We start from the raw sequence: 18,981 nt of genomic DNA on the forward strand, positions 1-18,981 counted from the left end.
GAAATAGGTCGCCCTTTTGATTTTTGCTAACGTTGCAAACGCTGCGTTCCAACCCATATGAGCCAGTATGATACCCTTATCCGTTCTCGATCTTTCGCCCGTTCCCGAAGGTAGCGATGCAGCACAATCGCTGCATAATACGCTGGAGCTTGCGCAACATGCCGAACGGCTCGGCTTTCACCGTTACTGGCTTGCCGAACACCACAATATGCCGGGCATCGCCAGTGCCGCCACATCTGTGGTCATCGGTTACGTCGCCAACGGCACCTCAACCATTCGCGTCGGTGCTGGAGGCGTCATGCTGCCCAACCACGCACCTCTGGTGATTGCAGAACAGTTCGGCACGCTGGCTTCCCTGTTTCCGGGGCGTATCGATCTCGGTCTTGGGCGCGCTCCGGGCACTGACCAGATCACCGCTCATGCGCTTCGTCGCAATCTCGACAGTGACGCCAATGCGTTTCCGCAGGATGTGGTCGAGTTGCTCAACTATTTCAAACCTGCCGAACCGGGGCAGCGCGTGCGCGCAGTGCCGGGCGAGGGGTTGAATGTGCCTGTCTGGATTCTCGGTTCCAGCCTGTTCGGCGCGCAGCTTGCCGCGATGCTGGGGCTGCCTTACGCATTTGCCTCGCACTTCGCGCCTGCCGAAATGGAGCGCGCCATCGCTCTATATCGCGAGCGGTTCGAGCCATCGGAATATATGCAGAAGCCTTATGTGATGCTGGGCCTCAACGTGATCGCAGCCGACACGGACGAAGAGGCGAACCATCTTTTCACGTCGCAACTGCAGGCTTTCGTCAACCTGCGCAGCGGTCGCCCCGGCAAGCTTCCTGCACCGGTCGAAGGCTATGCGGACCAGCTTGATCCGGCAGCGCAGGCGCTTGTTCGCCAGATGCTGTCATGCCGTGTAGTCGGTGGACCGGACACGGTAGCGAAAGGCATCAAGGCCTTTGCAGAAAGCACCGGCGCCGATGAACTGATGTTGACCGGCATGATACATGATCACAAGAAGCGTCTGCATTCATACGAGATCGCCAGCCGTTCAATCGGCCAATCAATCGCCTGAGCGGCTGTTTTCGCTTTTGACTTCCGCCAACAGCCAATCCCGGAAAGCCGACACCGCCGGAGTGCTCGAACGAGCCTTCGGCGTCACAAAATAATAGCTGCTCGGGCTTTTGACCGTATGCGGACAGGCAACCACAAGCTGGCCACTATCGATTTCGGCGCGAATGAGGAACAGCGGCATCAGCGCAACGCCAAGGCCTGCAATGCAAGCCTGCGAGACATTCGAAAACTGTTCAAAGCGCATTCCCGGTGAAACCGGAGCCGCGATATCGAGGCTCTTGAACCAGTGGTCCCATGCACCGGGGCGTGAAGCCATATTGAACAGGGGAAGCGGCAACAGATCGGCAGGCGCATGAACCGGATTCTGCTGTAGAAATGCAGGGCTGCACACAGGCGCAACCGTTTCATCCATCAGGAAGACACTGTCGGCGTTGGGCCAGTCCGGCTGGCCAATATGGATCGCTGCATCCAGTCCTTCGCGATCAAAATCGAACTGCCCGATACGCGTCGCAAAATTGAGGATGATATCGGGATACTTTGCCACGAAACGCGGTATGCGCGGGATCAGCCAACGTGTGCCGAATGTCGGCAGGAAAGCCAGATTAAGCGTGGTGCCACGCATATGCGACATGACTTGCAGCGAAGCGGCACGGATGGATGCCAGCGCTGGCCCCACCGCCTTCAGATAGACGCGCCCGGCATCGGATAGAACCACATTGCGGCTGGTGCGGTCGAAAAGCGCTGTTCCAAGCTGCTCTTCAAGAGTTGCAATCTGTCGGCTCACCGCGCCCTGCGTCAGCGACAGTTCCTCGGCTGCAGCGGAAAAGCTTTCATGCCGCGCAACCGCATCGAAGGCGGCAAGTGCACTGGTGGAGGGGAGCAAGCGGCGTGATATCGAAGTCATGATCCATTACTAAATGGAATAGATCGATGAGTAAACGTCGATTGCACCAGACCTCGGCACAGTTCATATTTCCTGCAAATTTTCATTGAGGAGAATACACTGATGTCACGTGCGGCTTTTAGCTGGGAAGACCCGTTTCTGCTGGATGACCAGCTGACCGAAGACGAGCGCATGATCCGCGACTCGGCCAAGGCTTTTGCGACGGACGTTCTGCTGCCTCGCGTTGAAAAGGCCTATCTGGATGAGACGACCGATCCGGAACTGTTCCGTCTGATGGGGCAGGCTGGTCTTCTGGGCGTGACGCTTCCTGAAGAATATGGCGCAGCCAATGCGGGCTATGTTGCCTACGGCCTGGTGGCGCGCGAAGTCGAGCGTGTCGATTCCGGTTATCGTTCGATGATGAGCGTGCAGTCGTCGCTCGTGATGTATCCGATCTATGCCTATGGCTCGGACGAGCAGCGCAAGAAATATCTTCCGGGCCTCGTCTCCGGCGAGCTGATCGGCTGCTTCGGCCTGACCGAGCCCGATGCAGGCTCCGATCCGGCAGGCATGAAGACCCGTGCCGAAAAGATCGACGGTGGCTATCGCCTCAGCGGCTCCAAGATGTGGATTTCGAACTCACCGATCGCCGATGTGTTCGTCGTCTGGGCAAAGTCCGCTGCGCATGACAACGCCATTCGTGGCTTCATCCTCGAAAAGGGCATGAAGGGTCTTTCCGCACCGAAGATCGGTGGCAAGCTCTCACTGCGCGCATCGATTACCGGCGAAATCGTCATGGATGGTGTCGAAGTTTCGGAAGATGCGCTTCTGCCGAATGTCTCCGGCCTCAAGGGCCCGTTCGGCTGTCTCAATCGCGCCCGCTACGGCATTTCCTGGGGCGTCCTCGGCGCTGCAGAAGATTGCTGGTTCCGTGCTCGTCAGTATGGTCTTGATCGCAAGCAATTCGACAAGCCGCTGGCTGGTACGCAGCTTTACCAGAAGAAGCTGGCTGACATGCAGACCGAAATTGCTCTTGGCCTTCAGGCAAGCTTGCGCGTCGGTCGTCTGTTCGACGACGGCAGGATGGCTCCGGAAATGATCTCCATCGTCAAGCGCAACAATTGCGGCAAGGCGCTCGATATTGCCCGTCAGGCCCGCGATATGCACGGCGGTAATGGTATCCAGATCGAATACCACGTCATGCGCCATGCGCAGAATCTGGAAACAGTGAACACCTATGAAGGCACGCATGACGTTCATGCGCTGATCCTGGGCCGCGCCCAGACCGGCATTCAGGCATTCTTCTGATCGCTGTATCGCCAAGCCTTCCATTCGGGCCCGTTCGCAGTTCGCGGGCGGGCCTCTTTATTTTTGTACGGGATTGCTGAAAATGCAGAACACGCCGCTTGACGGTCTCAAGGTGGTAGAACTGGCGCGCATTCTTGCCGGACCATGGGTAGGGCAGACGCTCTCCGATCTTGGCGCCGATGTCATCAAGGTGGAAAGCCCTGAAGGTGACGATACGCGCAAATGGGGGCCGCCATTCATCGATGTGGAAGGCGAAAGGTCCGCCGCCTATTTCCATGCTTGCAATCGCGGCAAGCGTTCGATCACTGCAGATTTCCGCACTGATGAGGGCAGGGAACTGGTACGCCAGCTCGTGGCTGACGCCGATGTTGTCATCGAGAACTTCAAGCTGGGTGGGCTGGATAAATACGGCCTCGACTATGAGAGCCTTAAAGCCATCAATCCACGCCTGATCTATTGCTCGATCACCGGTTTCGGCCATACCGGCCCATACGCCGAGCGTGCAGGCTATGATTTCATGATCCAGGGCATGGGCGGCATCATGGATCTGACTGGCGAACCTGACGGTGAGCCGCAGAAAATTGGCGTGGCTTTCGCCGACATTTTCACCGGGCTTTACAGCGTGATTGCGATCCAGTCCGCACTCATTATGCGCGAGCGCACCGGCATCGGCCAGCATATCGATATGGCGCTATTCGACTGTATGTCAGCGGTTTTGGCCAATCAGGCCATGAATTTTCTGGCGTCCGGTGTTTCACCAAAGCGCATGGGCAATGCCCATCCGAATATTGCGCCCTATCAGACGCTGCCTGTTTCCGACGGCTATTTCATCATCGCCTGCGGCAATGACGGACAGTTCGGAAAACTAACCTCATTGCTTGGCATTGGTGACATTGCAGTCGACGAGCGTTTCGTCAGCAATTCGGCGCGTGTAGCCAACCGGGCGGCTCTCACGGCACTTCTGGAAGACAAGACACGGGCATGGAAGCGCGACGATCTTCTGGCTGAGCTTGCCAGAATTGGCGTGCCTGCCGGTCCGATCAACACGGTTGCCGATGTATTCGCAGACCCGCAATTCGAGGCGAGGGCGATGAAGATCGACCCGCAAGGCGTTCCCGGTCTGCGGACGCCTATTCGCTTCTCCGATGCCGAATTAAAGCTCGACAAGCGTTCGCCGAAGCTGGGAGAACACAGCAACATCATTCTTTCGGAAATCGGCAAAAGCTGAACGAGAATAGTGTCATCAACCAGACGCGCTCTTCATCGAAGGGCGCGTTTTTGTTTGTAATGCATCGATGAAAAGTGAAAGTCTCTAATCAAGAAACAACTTTAACCCCTTGCGGGGAAGGCATTTTAAATTGTTCTTGAGAGAAGATGGTGCGGTCGAGAAGACTCGAACTTCCACGGGTTGCCCCACAGCGACCTCAACGCTGCGCGTCTACCAATTCCGCCACGACCGCCCGTGGTAGGAGCCGAACTCCGTCGGCGAGTGGGCATTTAGCAAATCACTTTGGGGTGCACAAGCCCCATCTGCATCTTCCGGCAATCTTTTTGAAAAAGAATGTGAAAAAGCCGGCGCCCAATCATTGAAGATATCATTGAAACCCTGAATTTCCGGGCTTTTTCAAAGGCTTCCACAAACTTAAAAAAAATCCGAAAAACGTCACCGAACGAGAGTGTAGCGGTGGAACAAAGGGCTGCTAGGGGCAACAAGAGCGAATCCGACGAATCCGATTCATTCGGATTCGCCTCAATCGCCAAAAAATTACCCGGCGATGCCCTGCAAGCGCTTGATATCCTCAAGACGCTTCAGCGTTTCCGTATATCCGGCGTCGATTGCCTCGGATGCGCGATGGAAATCGGCAAGCCCGATCTGTCCCACAATCGGCATAAGCGTGACATCCGGTGGATCGCCCGCCATGCGGGCTCGCGAGATGCGGTCCTGAATAATGTTGAAAGCTTCCATCATCACGCCCGTAATGCCAAGGCGCGCTTCCTTCTCACCATGAATTGCCTCAGCCAGACCTTCCTGGCGTGATTGCGCATGTTTGATGACTGCAGCGCGACCATACTGGTCGTAATGCAAGTTGACTGCCAGAACGAGGCGCTGCTCGTAAGCGCGGCACACGGATACGGGAACTGGATTGACCAATGCGCCATCGACCAGAACACGCTCCTGCCAGCGTACGGGCTCGAAAACACCGGGCAGGGCATAGGAAGCACGCATAGCATCAATAAGCGGGCCAGATGACAGCCAGATTTCGTGACCGGTGCGTAATTCGGTGCAGATCGCGACGAAGGGACGGTCCAGTTCCTCGATGCGCAGCCCGTCCAGATGCTCGCGCAGGCGACCATCGAGTTTCATTCCGCCGAACAGCCCGCTGCCGCGAAAGGTGATGTCGAGAAGATTGAACATGCGTCGCCGTGTGAGGCTGCGGGCGAAATCTTCCAGTTCATCGAGCTTTCCGGCCAGATAACAGCCACCGACAAGCGCGCCGATGGAAGTTCCGGCAATCATCTCGATATCGATATTGGCTTCGTCCAGCGCGCGCAGAACGCCGATATGCGCCCAGCCACGTGCAGCTCCGCCGCCCAGCGCCAAGGCTATCCGGCGCGGCTCACGCTTGATTTCAGGTTTTTCAACGATTTCTTCTGTCGGCGGTGCAAGGTCGTTATTCGCAGCCTTCCGCCTCTGCCCCCATGCAAGCATCACGATGGATACCTCTTCGTCTCGATTTGGAGCATTTCCGACAAAAGACTCAAGCGGTTTGCGTCAGGAAATGCCCAGACAAATGGCTAAAACGATTCCGACAACTCCGTTTGAATGGAACCGCTTCAGATTAGCGAAACATAGTATCCAAAGAATAAATGCTGCGAATTGATGGCGCGACTCATATTCGCGCCATCACATCCTTTTGACCAAGATTAATGCTCGTGATCGCAAGCGCCTTCAATAGCCAGCGATATATCGCCGTTCTCGGCAACAACCTGCCGATAGAAGCAGGAGCGGCGGCCTGTATGGCAGGTCGGCCCGTCACCGGCGACGCGCACTTTCAGCCAAAGCGCATCCTGGTCGCAATCCGTGCGCAACTCGACAACGCTTTGCAGATTGCCCGACGTCTCGCCCTTCTTCCAGAGCTTGCCGCGCGAACGGGACCAGTAATGCGCAATTCCCGTTTCGAGGGTAAGGCGCAAGGCTTCCTCATTCATATGGGCGACCATCAGTAACTCGCCGTCACGCGCATCGGTTACAACGGCTGTGATGAGACCCGATGCATCGAAGCGCGGCATGAATGCCGCACCTTCCTCGATGGCCTTCTTGTCAGAAGGCTGGACAGGAAAGAAGCTCATAGTCTGCGCTTATCTGCGGGTCAGGGTCATGAAGCGAACCTGTTCCTCCGCATTCACCTGCATTTCGCCGGTAAAAGTGGTGGTGATGGTCGTCGAACCCTGCTTGCGGATGCCGCGCATGGCCATGCACATGTGTTCGGCCTCGATCATGACGGCGACGCCACGCGGCTTCAAAATGCGCTGGATGCTATCGGCGATTTGTGCGGTGATGCTTTCCTGTGTCTGCAGGCGGCGCGCGAAAATATCCACGACGCGGGCAATCTTGGAAAGGCCAACCACCTTGTGATCAGGCAGATAGGCGACGTGCGCCTTGCCAATGATCGGCACCATATGGTGCTCGCAATGCGAATGGAACGAAATATCCTTCACGAGGACAAGATCGTTATAGCCGCCGACTTCCTCGAACACCGTGCCGAGGACTTCTTCCGGGCTTTCCGTATAACCTGCGAACAGTTCCTTATAGGCCTTGGCAACGCGCTTCGGCGTTTCCAGAAGACCTTCACGCTCCGGGTCGTCTCCGGCCCAAAGCAAAAGCGTGCGTACGGCTGCTTCTGCATCGGCCTGCGTCGGCTTGCCATGCAAAAGAGTTACATCTGCCTGCTTGTTCGGCAGGCCGGATTCGTCATCTTCTTTGAGGATGCGAGCGTCCATCAGTATTCTCCAGTAGTCTCCTTCAAAGAGGAGACGAGTTAAACGGACAATACAACGATGCGCTTTGCGAGCGGGCGATGTATTGATCCGGCGCTTGAGGCCACCGGACAGGTTTTCGTGCGACTGCCCCCGGGTCTGTGCTAATGTTACCCATAGCGCAGACGCTACCTGCCTATTATATAGACATTAAATTGCAACTTCAAACCGCAGTCGGACGACAAAATTATGTTTTTCTCCGGCACTGCGGAAGGTTCGCCTCCATGATCGATGATATTTATAACAAACGTATTCTGGAATTCGCTGGAAACATGGAGCGTCTGGGACGCCTTCCTGAGCCCGATGCCGTTGCCAAAGTGCATTCCAAACTGTGCGGATCGACTGTTACCGTCTACCTGAAAATGGCTGACGGCATTGTGACGGATTTCGCACATGAGGTGAAAGCCTGCGCACTTGGGCAGGCTTCTTCGTCCGTGATGGCGCGCAATATTATCGGCGCTTCCGCAGAGGAACTGAAAGCCGTCCGCGATGAAATGTACAAGATGCTGAAGGAAGAAGGTCCGGCGCCGGAAGGGCGTTTTGCCGACCTGAAATATTTCGAACCTGTCCGCGAATACAGGGCTCGCCACGCCTCCACGCTGCTTACATTCGATGCGGTTGTCGATTGCATCCGGCAAATCGAGGAAAAGGCCAAAGCTGCCTGATGTGCTCTTGCGGCAAGAATCGCGCAGGCGAGGGCGCACCAAAGCGCTATAGCCGGAATTTTACAGATCCGTGGCGCAAGACACCCGGAAGAGTAATCGGCACTTCGTTCGTGCGCTTTTATCAGGTGACATTGTCGTCTCTCATCGGCAATTCCTGCCGCCATCTGCCGACCTGTTCCGAATATGCCTATGAAGCCATTGCTCGCCACGGCCTGTGGAGCGGCGGATGGATGGGGCTTTTTCGCGTCATGCGTTGCGGGCCGTTCGGAACCCACGGTTTCGATCCGGTGCCGCAAACGCTCTCCAGCGATCTCAAATGGTATCTGCCCTGGCGGTATTGGCGCTGCTCGGCATCTTAGAGCGCGATGCGCTTTATCAAAGCCGTCTCCCGGTTCCCCGAATTACCCCAGTTGTGAATTCTGACGGTTTTTTGTTAGCTGATTATAATTCATTAAGGATATCAACGTTTCATTGAGAATTGGAATTTAAGGCAGTGCTGTGGTCTTTTTCGGGCCGCAATTTGCCTGCATGTCCCCCCGGCGTCCCTATTCCTGTGAGCTGTTATGCTGAAATCATCGTCCCGTCTTTCACGTCTCATTGCATCCTTAGCGCTCGGTGCGAGTGTGCTTTGTACGTCTGCGGCGATGGCGAATACGTCTTGGGTTGTGTTCGACGCCGATAGCGGGCGAATCCTTGGTCAGGACGATGCGAATGTGCAGCGCGCACCAGCTTCACTGGCCAAGATGATGACGCTCTATCTCGCCTTTGAAGGTCTCAAGACCGGCAGGCTGCATTGGGACGATGCAATGCCTGTATCGAAAAATGCGGCGGCAAAGGTTCGCATGAAGCTCTGGCTGAAGTCGGGTGAGACGATCACGGTGCGTGACGCTATCAACGGCATGATTATTGTCTCGGCCAATGATGCGGCGACGGTCATGGGCGAATATATCGCCGGATCGGAAGCGGCTTTTGGCCGGTTGATGACGCAGCGTGCGCGCCAGATCGGCATGAAGAGCACTTTCTTCGTCAATCCGTCGGGACTGACCGCGAAGTCAACCCAGCTGACCACAGCGCGGGATATGGCCGTGCTTGGCATGTCGCTCCGCCGTGACTTTCCGGAACAATATGAGCTGTTCTCGCAGCGCTCCTTCACTTTCCGCGACCGTGTTCGCAACGGCCACAACAATCTGATGTATCGCTATCAGGGCGTCGATGGCATCAAGACCGGCTATACGGATGTATCTGGCTACAACCTCGTTTCCTCAGCCGTCATCAACGACAAGCACCTTGTCGGTGTCGTACTGGGGGCAGGATCGGCGCGGCAGCGCGACGACCAGATGGCGAAACTGCTCACCCGGTTCGGCACGGAAGGCACTGAGGCTAAGGGGCAGCTCGTTGCAATGGCAAAGCCGCAGCCTGTCGCCAAACAGGCAGCTCCGGCCCAGCCGAAAGCAGACGCAGTAGCAGACCTGATCGACGATTCCCGTATCGAGCAGGGCGACGGTGGCTTCCTGATCGCCTCAGCCGCTGGAGCGTCGGCCTGGACGATTCAGCTCGGCGCTCCACCGACACTTTCCGGTGCCAAGGAGCTGCTGGCCAAATATCGTCCGGCGGTCGACAAAGTCGCGCCGGGTCTGAAAGCTGAAATTTCGCCTGCAGAAAAGCGCCGCAAGGTTTATCGCGCGCGTTTTTCCGGTTTCAAGGACTCTGCATCCGCCGAAAAAGCATGCTCGCAGTTGAAGCAGCAGAAGATCGACTGCCTCCCGATTCGGAACTGATTTCATTTCAATTGCACAGATGAGCGCGACCTGACGCTGTCAGTCTGTCGCGCTTTACTGGCTGGGCAAAAAAGACTAGAACCCAACCTTCATTTTCATACGCATGAACCCACCCGCAATCGTTGGCGGGACTGGATAAGGATGATCAGAATGTCGAATACCGTTTCCATGCAATTTCCCGATGGCTCTGTGCGTGAATACGATGCGTCGATGACCGGCGCGGGCCTCGCGGAATCGATTTCCAAATCTCTCGCCAAAAAAGCTGTTGCCTATGCCGTCGATGGCACCGTGCGCGATCTTTCCGATCCTCTCGGCGCTTCCGGCAAGATTGAGATTCTGACCCGCGAAGACCCGCGCGCGCTCGAACTCATTCGTCACGATACGGCGCACGTACTGGCAGAAGCCGTGCAGGAGCTTTTTCCGGGCACGCAGGTTACCATTGGCCCCGTGATCGAGAACGGCTTCTACTACGACTTTGCGCGTAATGAACCGTTCACGCCCGACGATCTTCCGGTGATCGAAAAGAAGATGCGCGAGATCATTCAGCGCAACAAGCCTTTCACCAAGGAAGTCTGGTCGCGTGAAAAAGCCAAGCAGGTTTTTGCCGACAAGGGCGAGAACTACAAGGTCGAGCTGGTGGAAGCCATTCCTGCCGGACAAGACCTCAAGATTTATTATCAGGGCGACTGGTTCGACCTCTGCCGTGGCCCGCACATGGCTTCAACCGGCCAGATCGGCAATTCCTTCAAGCTCATGAAGGTCGCCGGTGCCTACTGGCGCGGTGATTCCAACAATCCGATGCTGACCCGCATCTACGGCACGGCTTTCGCCAACGACAACGATCTTCAGGCCTATCTCCATATGCTTGAAGAAGCCGAAAAGCGCGATCATCGCCGCCTTGGCCGCGAAATGGACCTGTTCCATTTCCAGGAAGAAGGACCGGGCGTTGTGTTCTGGCACGCCAAGGGCTGGAAGATGTTCCAGAATCTGGTGAGTTATATGCGTCGCCGCCTCGACAGCCATGGCTATCAGGAAGTGAACGCGCCGCAGGTGCTCGACAAATCGCTTTGGGAAACCTCGGGCCACTGGGGCTGGTATCGCGACAACATGTTCAAGGTAACCGTTGCCGGTGACGAAACCGATGATGATCGTGTCTTTGCGCTGAAGCCGATGAACTGTCCCGGCCATGTCATGATCTTCAAGCATGGCCTCAAGTCCTATCGCGACCTGCCGATCAAGCTTGCGGAATTCGGTAATGTGCACCGCTACGAGCCTTCGGGCGCGTTGCATGGCCTGATGCGCGTACGCGGCTTTACGCAGGACGATGCGCACATCTTCTGCACAGAAGAGCAGATGGCTGCCGAATGCCTGCGCATCAATGACCTGATCCTGTCGGTCTACAAGGATTTCGGTTTCGAAGAGATCACCATCAAGCTGTCGACCCGTCCTGAAAAGCGCGTAGGCTCGGATGAGCTCTGGGATCGTGCCGAAAGCGTGATGATGTCGGTGCTGGAAAAGATCCAGCAGCAGTCCAACAACATCAAGACCGGCATTCTGCCGGGCGAGGGTGCGTTCTACGGTCCTAAGTTCGAATATACGCTGAAGGACGCCATCGGTCGTGAATGGCAGTGCGGCACGACGCAGGTGGACTTCAACCTGCCGGAACGCTTCGGCGCCTTCTATATCGACAAGGATTCTGAAAAGCGCCAGCCGGTGATGATCCACCGCGCGATCTGCGGCTCGATGGAACGCTTCCTCGGCATCCTGATCGAGAACTTCGCCGGTCACATGCCGTTGTGGTTTGCTCCGGTGCAGGTTGTCGTCGCCACGATCACCTCGGATGCCGACGAATATGCGGCGCAGGCTGCGGCAAAGCTGAAAGCCGCCGGACTGCAGGTCTCGACCGATCTGCGCAACGAGAAGATCAACTACAAGGTTCGTGAGCATTCCTTGCAGAAGGTTCCGGTGATCCTCGTCTGCGGCAAGCGCGAAGCCGAAGAAAACACGGTCAATATGCGCCGTCTCGGTTCGCGCGATCAGGAATCCATGACGCTCGATGAAGCCATCGCACGGCTGGTGGAAGAGGCGACCCCGCCCGATCTGCTCCGCCTCAAGAATGGTGGCTAACAATAAAAAGGCCGCGCATTGCGCGGCCTTTTGCTTTTGCAGATAGTTTAAACTCAATCCATGCTGTCTTGAACGGACTCGGATTCGCCATTGGCGACGACTTCGACTTCCTCGTTCTTGCCGGATGAAACCTTGAAGTCTCGCTGGTAGATGCGGTCCTTGTTCTTGGCGACGGCAACATAATCGCCTTCGATAAGGACCATCGACGAATAAGCGCCAGCGCTTTCGCGTACCACGTCGCCGGAAGCGTTCAGAATTGACCATGACGTATCGGCAAGCGCTTCGCCGCCGCGCTCGCGCACAAGCTTCAACGTCACTTCCGCGGCCCGATGCTGAACGGTTGCTTCCGTCAGTTTTCCGGCTTCCACGCGAATATCGGCCCGAATGGTGGCATTGGCCGTGCCATAGTTGGAAACAACATGATAAGTGCCGCTGTTGAGGCGGATGATCGCGTTCGGCTTGACGTCGGGCACGATCAGCGAACGATCATTATTGTCTTCGTCCGCATAGATCGAGAAACGCAGGAGATCGTCATTAATCTTGCCGCCATCCGGCAGAATCGCACTGAGCTTCATCCCGCCCGCATCGAGCATCATCACTTCATGACGAGTCGCGTTGCCCACCGTGATCCGCTTGGTAGCACCGGCGCGCCCATAGGCTACATGCACCAGATAGCTGCCCTCGGGCAGATTGAAAACAGCGCTGCCGCCCTTTGCACTTGCGATCAACGGCAGTTGACCATCCGCTCCGACATCCGGGGAGAACACGCGCCATACAAGCCCCGCCGGAATATCACCGCCACCTTCACTCAACCGCGCCTTGAGATCGAGTTCACGCGTCTGGACGAGCGGATTGTTCTCCGGGCTGGATGGGGCAGCATAAGTGTTCAGTGTCGGAAGATCGAGCGCTGGCTGCGGCAAGTCTGGCAGGCCAGTCGTGGTGGTCTGCAACTGCGGGATATTTGTCTGCGGATTTAGGCTCTGAGCCAACGATGGCATTGCACTGACGGCAAACGCGAACGCCGTAAAAAACGATCCTCCGCGCAGGGCAATTTTTCTCTTTGGGTAAAACAGGTTCAAGCGATCCGACATGTTGTATTTTTGAGCCCATGCGGGTGGCGAATTCAAGGCCAAATCGCTTCCGGCACCCGCATTTTTCCAACTTCTGTTGATTAATCGTTTCCGGAATTTTGACTTTACAGTGCGGATGCAAAGGGCGAGAAGAAGCAGCCCCGAATAAGTGGAGCAATATAAGCAGCATTTTAGTGACGAGGTTATCCGTGGCCCATCCGATCTTCGATTTTCTGGCACAGCGCAGTTCCACCCCGATTTCGGCAATTTCCGGACCAGCACCCGAGGGCGAGGAACTGGCAGCATTGCTGAAAGTTGCCGCACGCGTGCCTGACCACGGACGCCTGACACCCTGGCGTTTCATCCTTTACCGTGGCGATGCACGTCTCAAGGTCGGCGAGTATCTGGCCCAACGTGCCGAAGAAATTGAAGGTCCGATGCCGGAAGGACGCAAGGAAAAAGAGCTTACGCGTTTCTCGCGTGCGCCCCTTGTTGTCGGCGTGGTGTCGTCGCCTGTCGCGCATGAGCGCATTCCGGAATGGGAGCAATTCCTTTCGGCTGGCGCTGTAGCAATGAACCTTTGCACGGCTGCGAACGCGCTTGGTTATGCCAGCAACTGGATTACAAACTGGTATTCGGACGACGCTTCCGCCCGCGCTTTTCTGGGACTGGCACCCAATGAACGTGTTGCCGGGTTTGTTCATATCGGAACGGCGGCAAACAAGATGCCGGAACGCCCGAGAGCCGACATGGACAAGATCGTTACCGAATATTCCGGCCCATGGACGCAAGCTTAGAACTGACTTCAACAAGACTTTCTAATCAGCGGATAAACATATGTTTTATGAACCGAGGGAAGGGCACCCGCTGCCCCATAATCCGTTCAAGGCAATCGTTGCACCACGCCCCATAGGCTGGATCGGAACGAAATCGAAGGGGGGCGCCGTCAACCTCGCGCCTTACTCCTTCTTCAACGCGATCTGTGACACGCCGCCTATGGTCATGTTCTCATCGAGTGGTGTGAAGGACAGCGTTTCATTCATCGAAGAAACCGGCGAGTTCACCGCAAATCTGGTGAGCGATCATTTGAGAACCCAGATGAATGCATCATCTGTCGACGCGCCTCGCGGTATCAGCGAGTTCGAATATGCCGGACTAACCCAGACGTCGAGCAGGCTTATCGCAGCCCCACGCGTCAAGGAGGCCTATGCAGCGCTTGAATGTGTCGCGGTGGAAATCAAACGATTGCAGGACAAAGAGGGCAGGCCGACCGACAATTACATGGTGATCGGTGAGGTTGTCGGCGTGCATATCGATGAACAGGTCCTGACCAACGGTCTCATCGATATCGCGAAAGCCAGACCTGTCAGCAGACTTGGCTATATGGATTTTGCCACGACGGAAAGCGTCTACCAGATGTTCCGTCCAAAATGGGAAGATGAGAAATAGACCGATTGCACATTCCAGCAAAAGTGTGAAACGGTTTTGCGTCCGGAAATGCGTAAAAACAAATAGTTAGAGGCCTTTTTTCTTGGCTTCGCCCCAGATTGCTTCCATTTCATCGAGAGTAGCGGCGTCAAGGTCGCTTCCGGTTTCACCGAGCGTTTTTTCGATGAAATGGAACCGCCGCTTGAACTTCTCATTGGCTGCGACGAGCGCAGTTTCCGCATCGATCTCAAGATGGCGGCCCAAATTGACCATGGCAAACAGCAGGTCACCATATTCCTCTTCGATATCCGCGCGCTCCTTCGCCGCCATAGCTTCCTTCAGCTCTGCGGTTTCCTCGGCGATCTTGTCGAGGATCGGTGCTGCCTCAGACCAGTCGAAGCCGACTTTCGCGGCTTTCTGCTGGAGTTTCAAAGCACGAAGCAGGGCAGGGAAGGCGTGTGGAATATCGTCCAGAAAACCGTTCTTCTCGGCCGTTTCAAGTCCGAGTTTCTCACGCCGTTCGGCCCGCTCGGCTTTTTCCTCAGCCTTGATGCGATTCCATGAACCCTTGGCCATGCCTGCATTTCTGGCTTCAGCGTCACCGAAAACATGCGGATGTCGCCTGATCATCTTGTGCGTGATAGCTTCGACAACATCGCCAAATGCAAAGCTGCCCTGTTCTTCGGCCATGCGCGAATGGAACACCACTTGCAACAACAAATCGCCAAGTTCTTCGCGCAGATCGTCCATATCATTGCGCTCTATGGCATCGAGGACTTCATAAGTTTCCTCAAGCGTGTAGGGCATGATGGATTCGAAACTCTGCTCCACATCCCACGGACAGCCGGTTTCAGGATCACGGAGCGCTGCCATGATTTCCAGAAGGCGATCGATATTGCGGGATGGTTTCATCATCGCTCCGTCAAACTTGGCTGATCTATTGCAACCATTCAAGAGAATCGCACCGGATGGCTTGAAGTCTGTTACTGATTTTGCATAGTCAGCCGGGGATCGCACATCGGGGCGGCATGTTCAACAAGCGGATACATAAACGATGACAATTCTTGTGACTGGCGGCGCTGGTTATATCGGCTCGCACACCTGTGTTCAGCTCATCGAGGCAGGCCACGACGTCGTTGTGGTCGACAATTTTGACAATAGCCACCCGGAAGCCCTGCATCGCATCGAAAAGATTACCGGGCGCACGCCGCGCCGGGAAGCAGGTGATATTCGAGATCGCGCCTTTCTGGAACAGGTGATCAGGCATCACAAATGCACTGCCGTCATTCACTTTGCCGGTCTGAAGGCCGTCGGTGAATCGAGCGAAAAGCCGATGCTCTATTATGATTGCAATGTGGTGGGCACGCTCCGCCTGTTGCAGGCCATGGAAGCAACCGGCGTCAAGACACTGGTTTTCAGCTCATCAGCCACGGTCTATGGCGATCCGCAGAAATTGCCAATCACGGAAGACCAGCCGCTATCAGCAACGAATCCCTATGGTCGGACCAAGCTCGTCATCGAAGACATGCTTCGCGATATTTATAACGGCGACAACAGCTGGAAGATCGCCATCCTGCGTTATTTCAACCCGGTTGGCGCACATGAGAGCGGCCTGATCGGCGAAGATCCAAAGGGCATTCCGAATAATCTGATGCCGATCATCGCGCAGGTCGCGACCGGTCGTCGCGAAAAACTGAATGTCTGGGGCAATGATTATTCAACGCCCGATGGCACCGGCGTTCGCGACTACATTCACGTAGTGGATCTGGCCGCCGGCCACTTGAAGGCACTCAAGAAGCTGGATGAGCCGCAGTGTTTCGAGGTGAATCTCGGCACGGGGCAGGGCTATAGCGTTCTGGACGTCGTGAAGGCCTTCGAGCATGTTTCGAACCGCGAGATCAAATACGAGATTGCACCACGTCGTCCAGGCGACGTTGCTGAATGTTACGCTGATCCAACCTTTGCCCGCGATTTCCTCGGCTGGTCCGCAGAGAAGAACCTCCGCGAAATGTGCCAGGATATGTGGCACTGGCAGTCGAAGAACCCCAACGGTTACGAATGAATCAGCTTGGATTTTAAATTGGAAGCCACATCTCAAAAGTGTGAGCTATCGCGCCATATCGGGAGGATTGAAACTCCTCCCGAGAGGTTTATGAACGAATGTGAATTTTGAATGAAGCGGGCGTCGCGCTCCGCGATGCCTGCAAGATTGGACGATATGATGCGCTTCCTGCCTGACAAATTCACCAGCATGCTGATCGTGACCATTCTGCTTGCGTCCGTGCTCCCCGTGCACGGTGATTTTGCAGACTGGTTTGCGCTGGCGACGAAATTTGCTGTCGGGCTTCTGTTCTTTCTGCATGGTGCGAGGCTCTCGCGTGAGGCCGTCGTTGCAGGCATAACGCACTGGAGGCTGCATCTGGCAGTCCTGTCATCGACGTTCATCCTGTTTCCGATCCTCGGTCTGGCGGCAGGCTGGACCATTCCCGGCTTGTCGCAATCAGCCTTCTACACAGGTATCCTCTTTCTTTGCGTTCTGCCTTCGACGGTCCAGTCGTCCATAGCCTTCACCTCAATTGCGGGCGGCAATGTTTCAGCGGCAATCGTATCAGCATCTGCGTCGAACATTTTCGGCATGTTTCTCACGCCCTTGCTGGTCGGCTTGTTGTTCGCAGTCAAAGGCGGTGGTGGAATATCGGTCGATGCGCTCGAATCCATTCTGTTGCAGTTGCTCGCACCCTTCGTGCTCGGACAAATTCTGCAGCCATGGATCGGCAGTTTCATGCGGCGGCACAGCAAAGCACTCGGCTTTGTTGACCGAGGCTCGATCCTGATGGTCGTTTATCTGGCTTTCAGCGAGGCTGTGGTTGAAGGTCTTTGGCGTACCGTTTCGTGGCACGATCTCGGCATGATGGTGGGCGTCAACATCGTTCTGCTGGTCGTTGTGCTGCTGGCCACCTGGTACGGCAGCAAGTTGCTCGGTTTCAATCATCCCGACCGCATCACGATCATGTTCTGCGGATCAAAGAAGAGCCTCGCCAGCGGAGCTCCAATGGCAAGTGCGATTTTCGCCGGTGCGAATGTCGGCAGCATCGTTCTGCCCTTGATGCTCTTTCACCAGATCCAGCTTATGGCCTGTGCTGTGATTGCACGAAAGCTGGCGGATCATAAAGGACAAGACGAGCGCGTCACAGCAGCTGCCGAGTAGGGAACCATCTGATTGCAGCGACCCCGCTTGCGAGATTTTCCAGATAAGCGTAGGAAGCGGGAAGGGATACTCTTGCTCTACGCGCTCGAATGTCCACCAAAGTAAGAAATTACCGATTTTACAAACACTTACATACCGCATCTAACAGATGCCAAGAACAGAAGAAGGGCCGATCTTTATGGCTGAGAATGACAACCCAGCTTTTGATCAGGAAGCGCTTGCAGAAGCCTATGAGCGGGCGCTTGCACTGGAAAAAGCTGGCGATTTCGATGCCGCTGCTAAGGCCTATGAAGATGTGCTGCGGATCGATCCTGATGACCATGGCGGCGCAGCCGTGCGGCTTGCGAGCATGGGACGCGGCGCGGTACCTCTAAAGGCTCCGGATGCCTATGTATCGACACTCTTCGATCAACATGCCGAAATGTTCGACACGATCCTTGTTGACCAGCTCGGTTATGACGTTCCGCTGCAGCTGCGGGAAATGCTCCTCGATATGGACGACGAGTTCTTCGTAGAACGCATGCTCGATCTGGGCTGTGGCACCGGCTTGTCAGCTGATGCGCTCGATGACATGGCCGGACATAAGACCGGCGTCGATATCTCGGAGAACATGATCGAAGTCGCTTACGAGAAAGGCGACTATCAGGTGCTGTTCGTCGGCGAAGCCGTTCGTTTTCTCGAAACCACGAGCGAACAGGATTGGAATCTGATCGTCGCTACCGATGTTCTGCCATATATGGGCGAACTCGACAAATTCTTCACGGGCGTTGCCTCGCATCTGTCATCAGGCGGACATTTCGGCTTCTCCAGCGAGACGCTGGACGATACAAGGCTTGCCGGGCGTGCATTCATGGTTGGGGACTATCAGCGCTTTGCACACGCACAATCCTATGTGCGTGCAATGCTCGACAACCACGGAATGGATTGTGTGCGTTGCGAAGATATCGTCGTGCGCAGCGAACAAGGAGCGCCAGTTCCAGGCCATCTCTATATCGCTCGGCGTCGCTAGTACTCTGGGCTGATATTGAGGATTCACATCTAAGTCTCGAAGGAGCTCAGATGTCGACAGCGCCGCAAGCGGTTGTCGCGATGTTTCAAGACAGATGGATTTGGGTTGGTTCCATAATCTATCTTATGTGATCGATGTACGTCACCAAACACTAGCCGTTTGTATCCTGCCCGTCATGCCGATTGTACGCGCAGCAGCCTGCTTTGCATCGTTGATTTCAATCATTTCGAAGAATCGCGTGACGTGAGAAACACGACCAGTATCACAGCAATCTGTCTTGGCATCTAAGACCAAAGCATGCGTGTACTGTCGGTCCATATAGGCTATTACCCGGGCGGCGCCGTATTTCGCAGATGGTCGGTAGCGATATCTTGCTTTCGAGACGGTGAGCGCCATTTCCGGCTC

The 18,981-nt window shown here is 55.6% G+C and carries 19 protein-coding genes and 1 tRNA gene; 12 read left to right on the forward strand and 8 right to left on the reverse strand.

The features are described from left to right. The first annotated feature begins 67 nt into the window (after positions 1 to 67). Positions 68 to 1,063, forward strand: coding sequence for an LLM class flavin-dependent oxidoreductase (locus OHI65_RS15625; protein ID WP_012092064.1), 996 nt, complete (start codon positions 68 to 70; stop codon positions 1,061 to 1,063). Here OHI65_RS15625 and OHI65_RS15630 read toward each other — a convergent pair. Further along, entirely contained in the window at positions 1,052 to 1,966 is a 915-nt protein-coding gene (locus OHI65_RS15630) for a LysR family transcriptional regulator (protein WP_010660108.1), read from the reverse strand. The genes OHI65_RS15625 and OHI65_RS15630 overlap by 12 nt on opposite strands. Positions 1,967 to 2,068: 102 nt before the next feature. Between OHI65_RS15630 and OHI65_RS15635 the strand changes: the two genes are divergently transcribed. Together OHI65_RS15635 and OHI65_RS15640 are read left to right on the forward strand one after the other, a co-directional pair. Further along, positions 2,069 to 3,253, forward strand: a complete 1,185-nt coding sequence (locus tag OHI65_RS15635; protein WP_010660107.1) for an acyl-CoA dehydrogenase — start codon at positions 2,069 to 2,071, stop codon at positions 3,251 to 3,253. Positions 3,254 to 3,335: 82 nt separating this feature from the next. Beyond that, positions 3,336 to 4,481 (forward strand): CaiB/BaiF CoA transferase family protein, encoded by a 1,146-nt coding sequence (locus tag OHI65_RS15640; protein WP_125300255.1) that lies wholly within the window; start codon positions 3,336 to 3,338, stop codon positions 4,479 to 4,481. 147 nt (positions 4,482 to 4,628) lie between these two features. Here the strand turns inward: OHI65_RS15640 and OHI65_RS15645 are convergent. The 4 genes from OHI65_RS15645 to folE form a co-directional block, all read right to left on the reverse strand. Then, positions 4,629 to 4,713 (reverse strand) — tRNA-Leu (locus tag OHI65_RS15645). Between the two features lie 305 nt (positions 4,714 to 5,018). Next, the gene (locus OHI65_RS15650; RefSeq protein WP_010660105.1) at positions 5,019 to 5,966 is read right to left on the reverse strand and encodes a patatin family protein; all 948 of its coding nucleotides are present in this window, start codon (positions 5,964 to 5,966) and stop codon (positions 5,019 to 5,021) included. Positions 5,967 to 6,178: 212 nt separating this feature from the next. Then, positions 6,179 to 6,604, reverse strand: coding sequence for a phosphoribosyl-AMP cyclohydrolase (gene hisI, locus OHI65_RS15655; RefSeq protein WP_010660104.1), 426 nt, complete (start codon positions 6,602 to 6,604; stop codon positions 6,179 to 6,181). A 9-nt stretch (positions 6,605 to 6,613) separates the two neighbouring features. Next, positions 6,614 to 7,255: a GTP cyclohydrolase I FolE gene (gene folE / locus OHI65_RS15660; protein WP_006466810.1), complete on the reverse strand. Its 642-nt coding sequence runs from the start codon at positions 7,253 to 7,255 to the stop codon at positions 6,614 to 6,616. 260 nt (positions 7,256 to 7,515) lie between these two features. On the opposite strand from folE, the gene OHI65_RS15665 reads away from it, so the two are divergent. The 4 genes from OHI65_RS15665 (at position 7,516) to thrS (ending at position 11,861) form a co-directional block, all read left to right on the forward strand. Next, entirely contained in the window at positions 7,516 to 7,956 is a 441-nt protein-coding gene (locus OHI65_RS15665; protein WP_010660103.1) for an iron-sulfur cluster assembly scaffold protein, read from the forward strand. Beyond that, positions 7,956 to 8,315, forward strand: coding sequence for a membrane protein insertion efficiency factor YidD (gene yidD / locus OHI65_RS15670; RefSeq protein WP_036586738.1), 360 nt, complete (start codon positions 7,956 to 7,958; stop codon positions 8,313 to 8,315). Before OHI65_RS15665 ends, yidD begins: the two co-directional genes overlap by 1 nt. 204 nt (positions 8,316 to 8,519) lie before the next feature. Then, positions 8,520 to 9,734, forward strand: coding sequence for a D-alanyl-D-alanine carboxypeptidase (locus OHI65_RS15675; protein WP_125300253.1), 1,215 nt, complete (start codon positions 8,520 to 8,522; stop codon positions 9,732 to 9,734). Between the two features lie 150 nt (positions 9,735 to 9,884). After that, a complete protein-coding gene (gene thrS, locus OHI65_RS15680; protein WP_029924832.1) occupies positions 9,885 to 11,861 on the forward strand; it encodes a threonine--tRNA ligase in 1,977 nt (658 codons plus the stop codon). Between the two features lie 53 nt (positions 11,862 to 11,914). Here the strand turns inward: thrS and OHI65_RS15685 are convergent, their stop codons facing one another. Continuing rightward, positions 11,915 to 12,952 carry a hypothetical protein gene (locus OHI65_RS15685; RefSeq protein ID WP_125300252.1) on the reverse strand — a complete coding sequence of 346 codons (1,038 nt, stop codon included), beginning with the start codon at positions 12,950 to 12,952 and terminating at the stop codon, positions 11,915 to 11,917. A gap of 188 nt (positions 12,953 to 13,140) precedes the next feature. On the opposite strand from OHI65_RS15685, the gene OHI65_RS15690 reads away from it, so the two are divergent. After that, positions 13,141 to 13,728, forward strand: a complete 588-nt coding sequence (locus OHI65_RS15690; RefSeq protein WP_012092048.1) for a nitroreductase — start codon at positions 13,141 to 13,143, stop codon at positions 13,726 to 13,728. A gap of 40 nt (positions 13,729 to 13,768) precedes the next feature. After that, positions 13,769 to 14,380: a flavin reductase family protein gene (locus tag OHI65_RS15695; RefSeq protein WP_012092047.1), complete on the forward strand. Its 612-nt coding sequence runs from the start codon at positions 13,769 to 13,771 to the stop codon at positions 14,378 to 14,380. A 66-nt stretch (positions 14,381 to 14,446) separates the two neighbouring features. Here OHI65_RS15695 and mazG read toward each other — a convergent pair whose 3' ends face one another. After that, a complete protein-coding gene (gene mazG / locus OHI65_RS15700; RefSeq protein ID WP_029924824.1) occupies positions 14,447 to 15,271 on the reverse strand; it encodes a nucleoside triphosphate pyrophosphohydrolase in 825 nt (274 codons plus the stop codon). Positions 15,272 to 15,413: 142 nt separating this feature from the next. Here mazG and galE point away from each other — a divergent pair, with 142 nt between their 5' ends. From galE to OHI65_RS15715, 3 genes are all read left to right on the forward strand, one after another. Beyond that, on the forward strand, positions 15,414 to 16,421 hold the full coding sequence (gene galE / locus OHI65_RS15705) for a UDP-glucose 4-epimerase GalE (protein WP_010660095.1): 1,008 nt from the start codon (positions 15,414 to 15,416) through the stop codon (positions 16,419 to 16,421). Between the two features lie 159 nt (positions 16,422 to 16,580). Further along, entirely contained in the window at positions 16,581 to 17,567 is a 987-nt protein-coding gene (locus OHI65_RS15710; protein ID WP_036586888.1) for a bile acid:sodium symporter family protein, read from the forward strand. A 178-nt stretch (positions 17,568 to 17,745) separates the two neighbouring features. Beyond that, positions 17,746 to 18,576: a class I SAM-dependent DNA methyltransferase gene (locus tag OHI65_RS15715; RefSeq protein WP_125300251.1), complete on the forward strand. Its 831-nt coding sequence runs from the start codon at positions 17,746 to 17,748 to the stop codon at positions 18,574 to 18,576. Between the two features lie 141 nt (positions 18,577 to 18,717). Here the strand turns inward: OHI65_RS15715 and OHI65_RS15720 are convergent, their stop codons facing one another. Then, entirely contained in the window at positions 18,718 to 18,972 is a 255-nt protein-coding gene (locus tag OHI65_RS15720) for a hypothetical protein (RefSeq protein WP_125300250.1), read from the reverse strand. Positions 18,973 to 18,981: the final 9 nt, after the last annotated feature.

It is taken from the genome of Brucella sp. MAB-22 (assembly GCF_025908475.1).
GTDB classification, from domain to species: Bacteria; Pseudomonadota; Alphaproteobacteria; order Rhizobiales; family Rhizobiaceae; genus Brucella; species Brucella anthropi.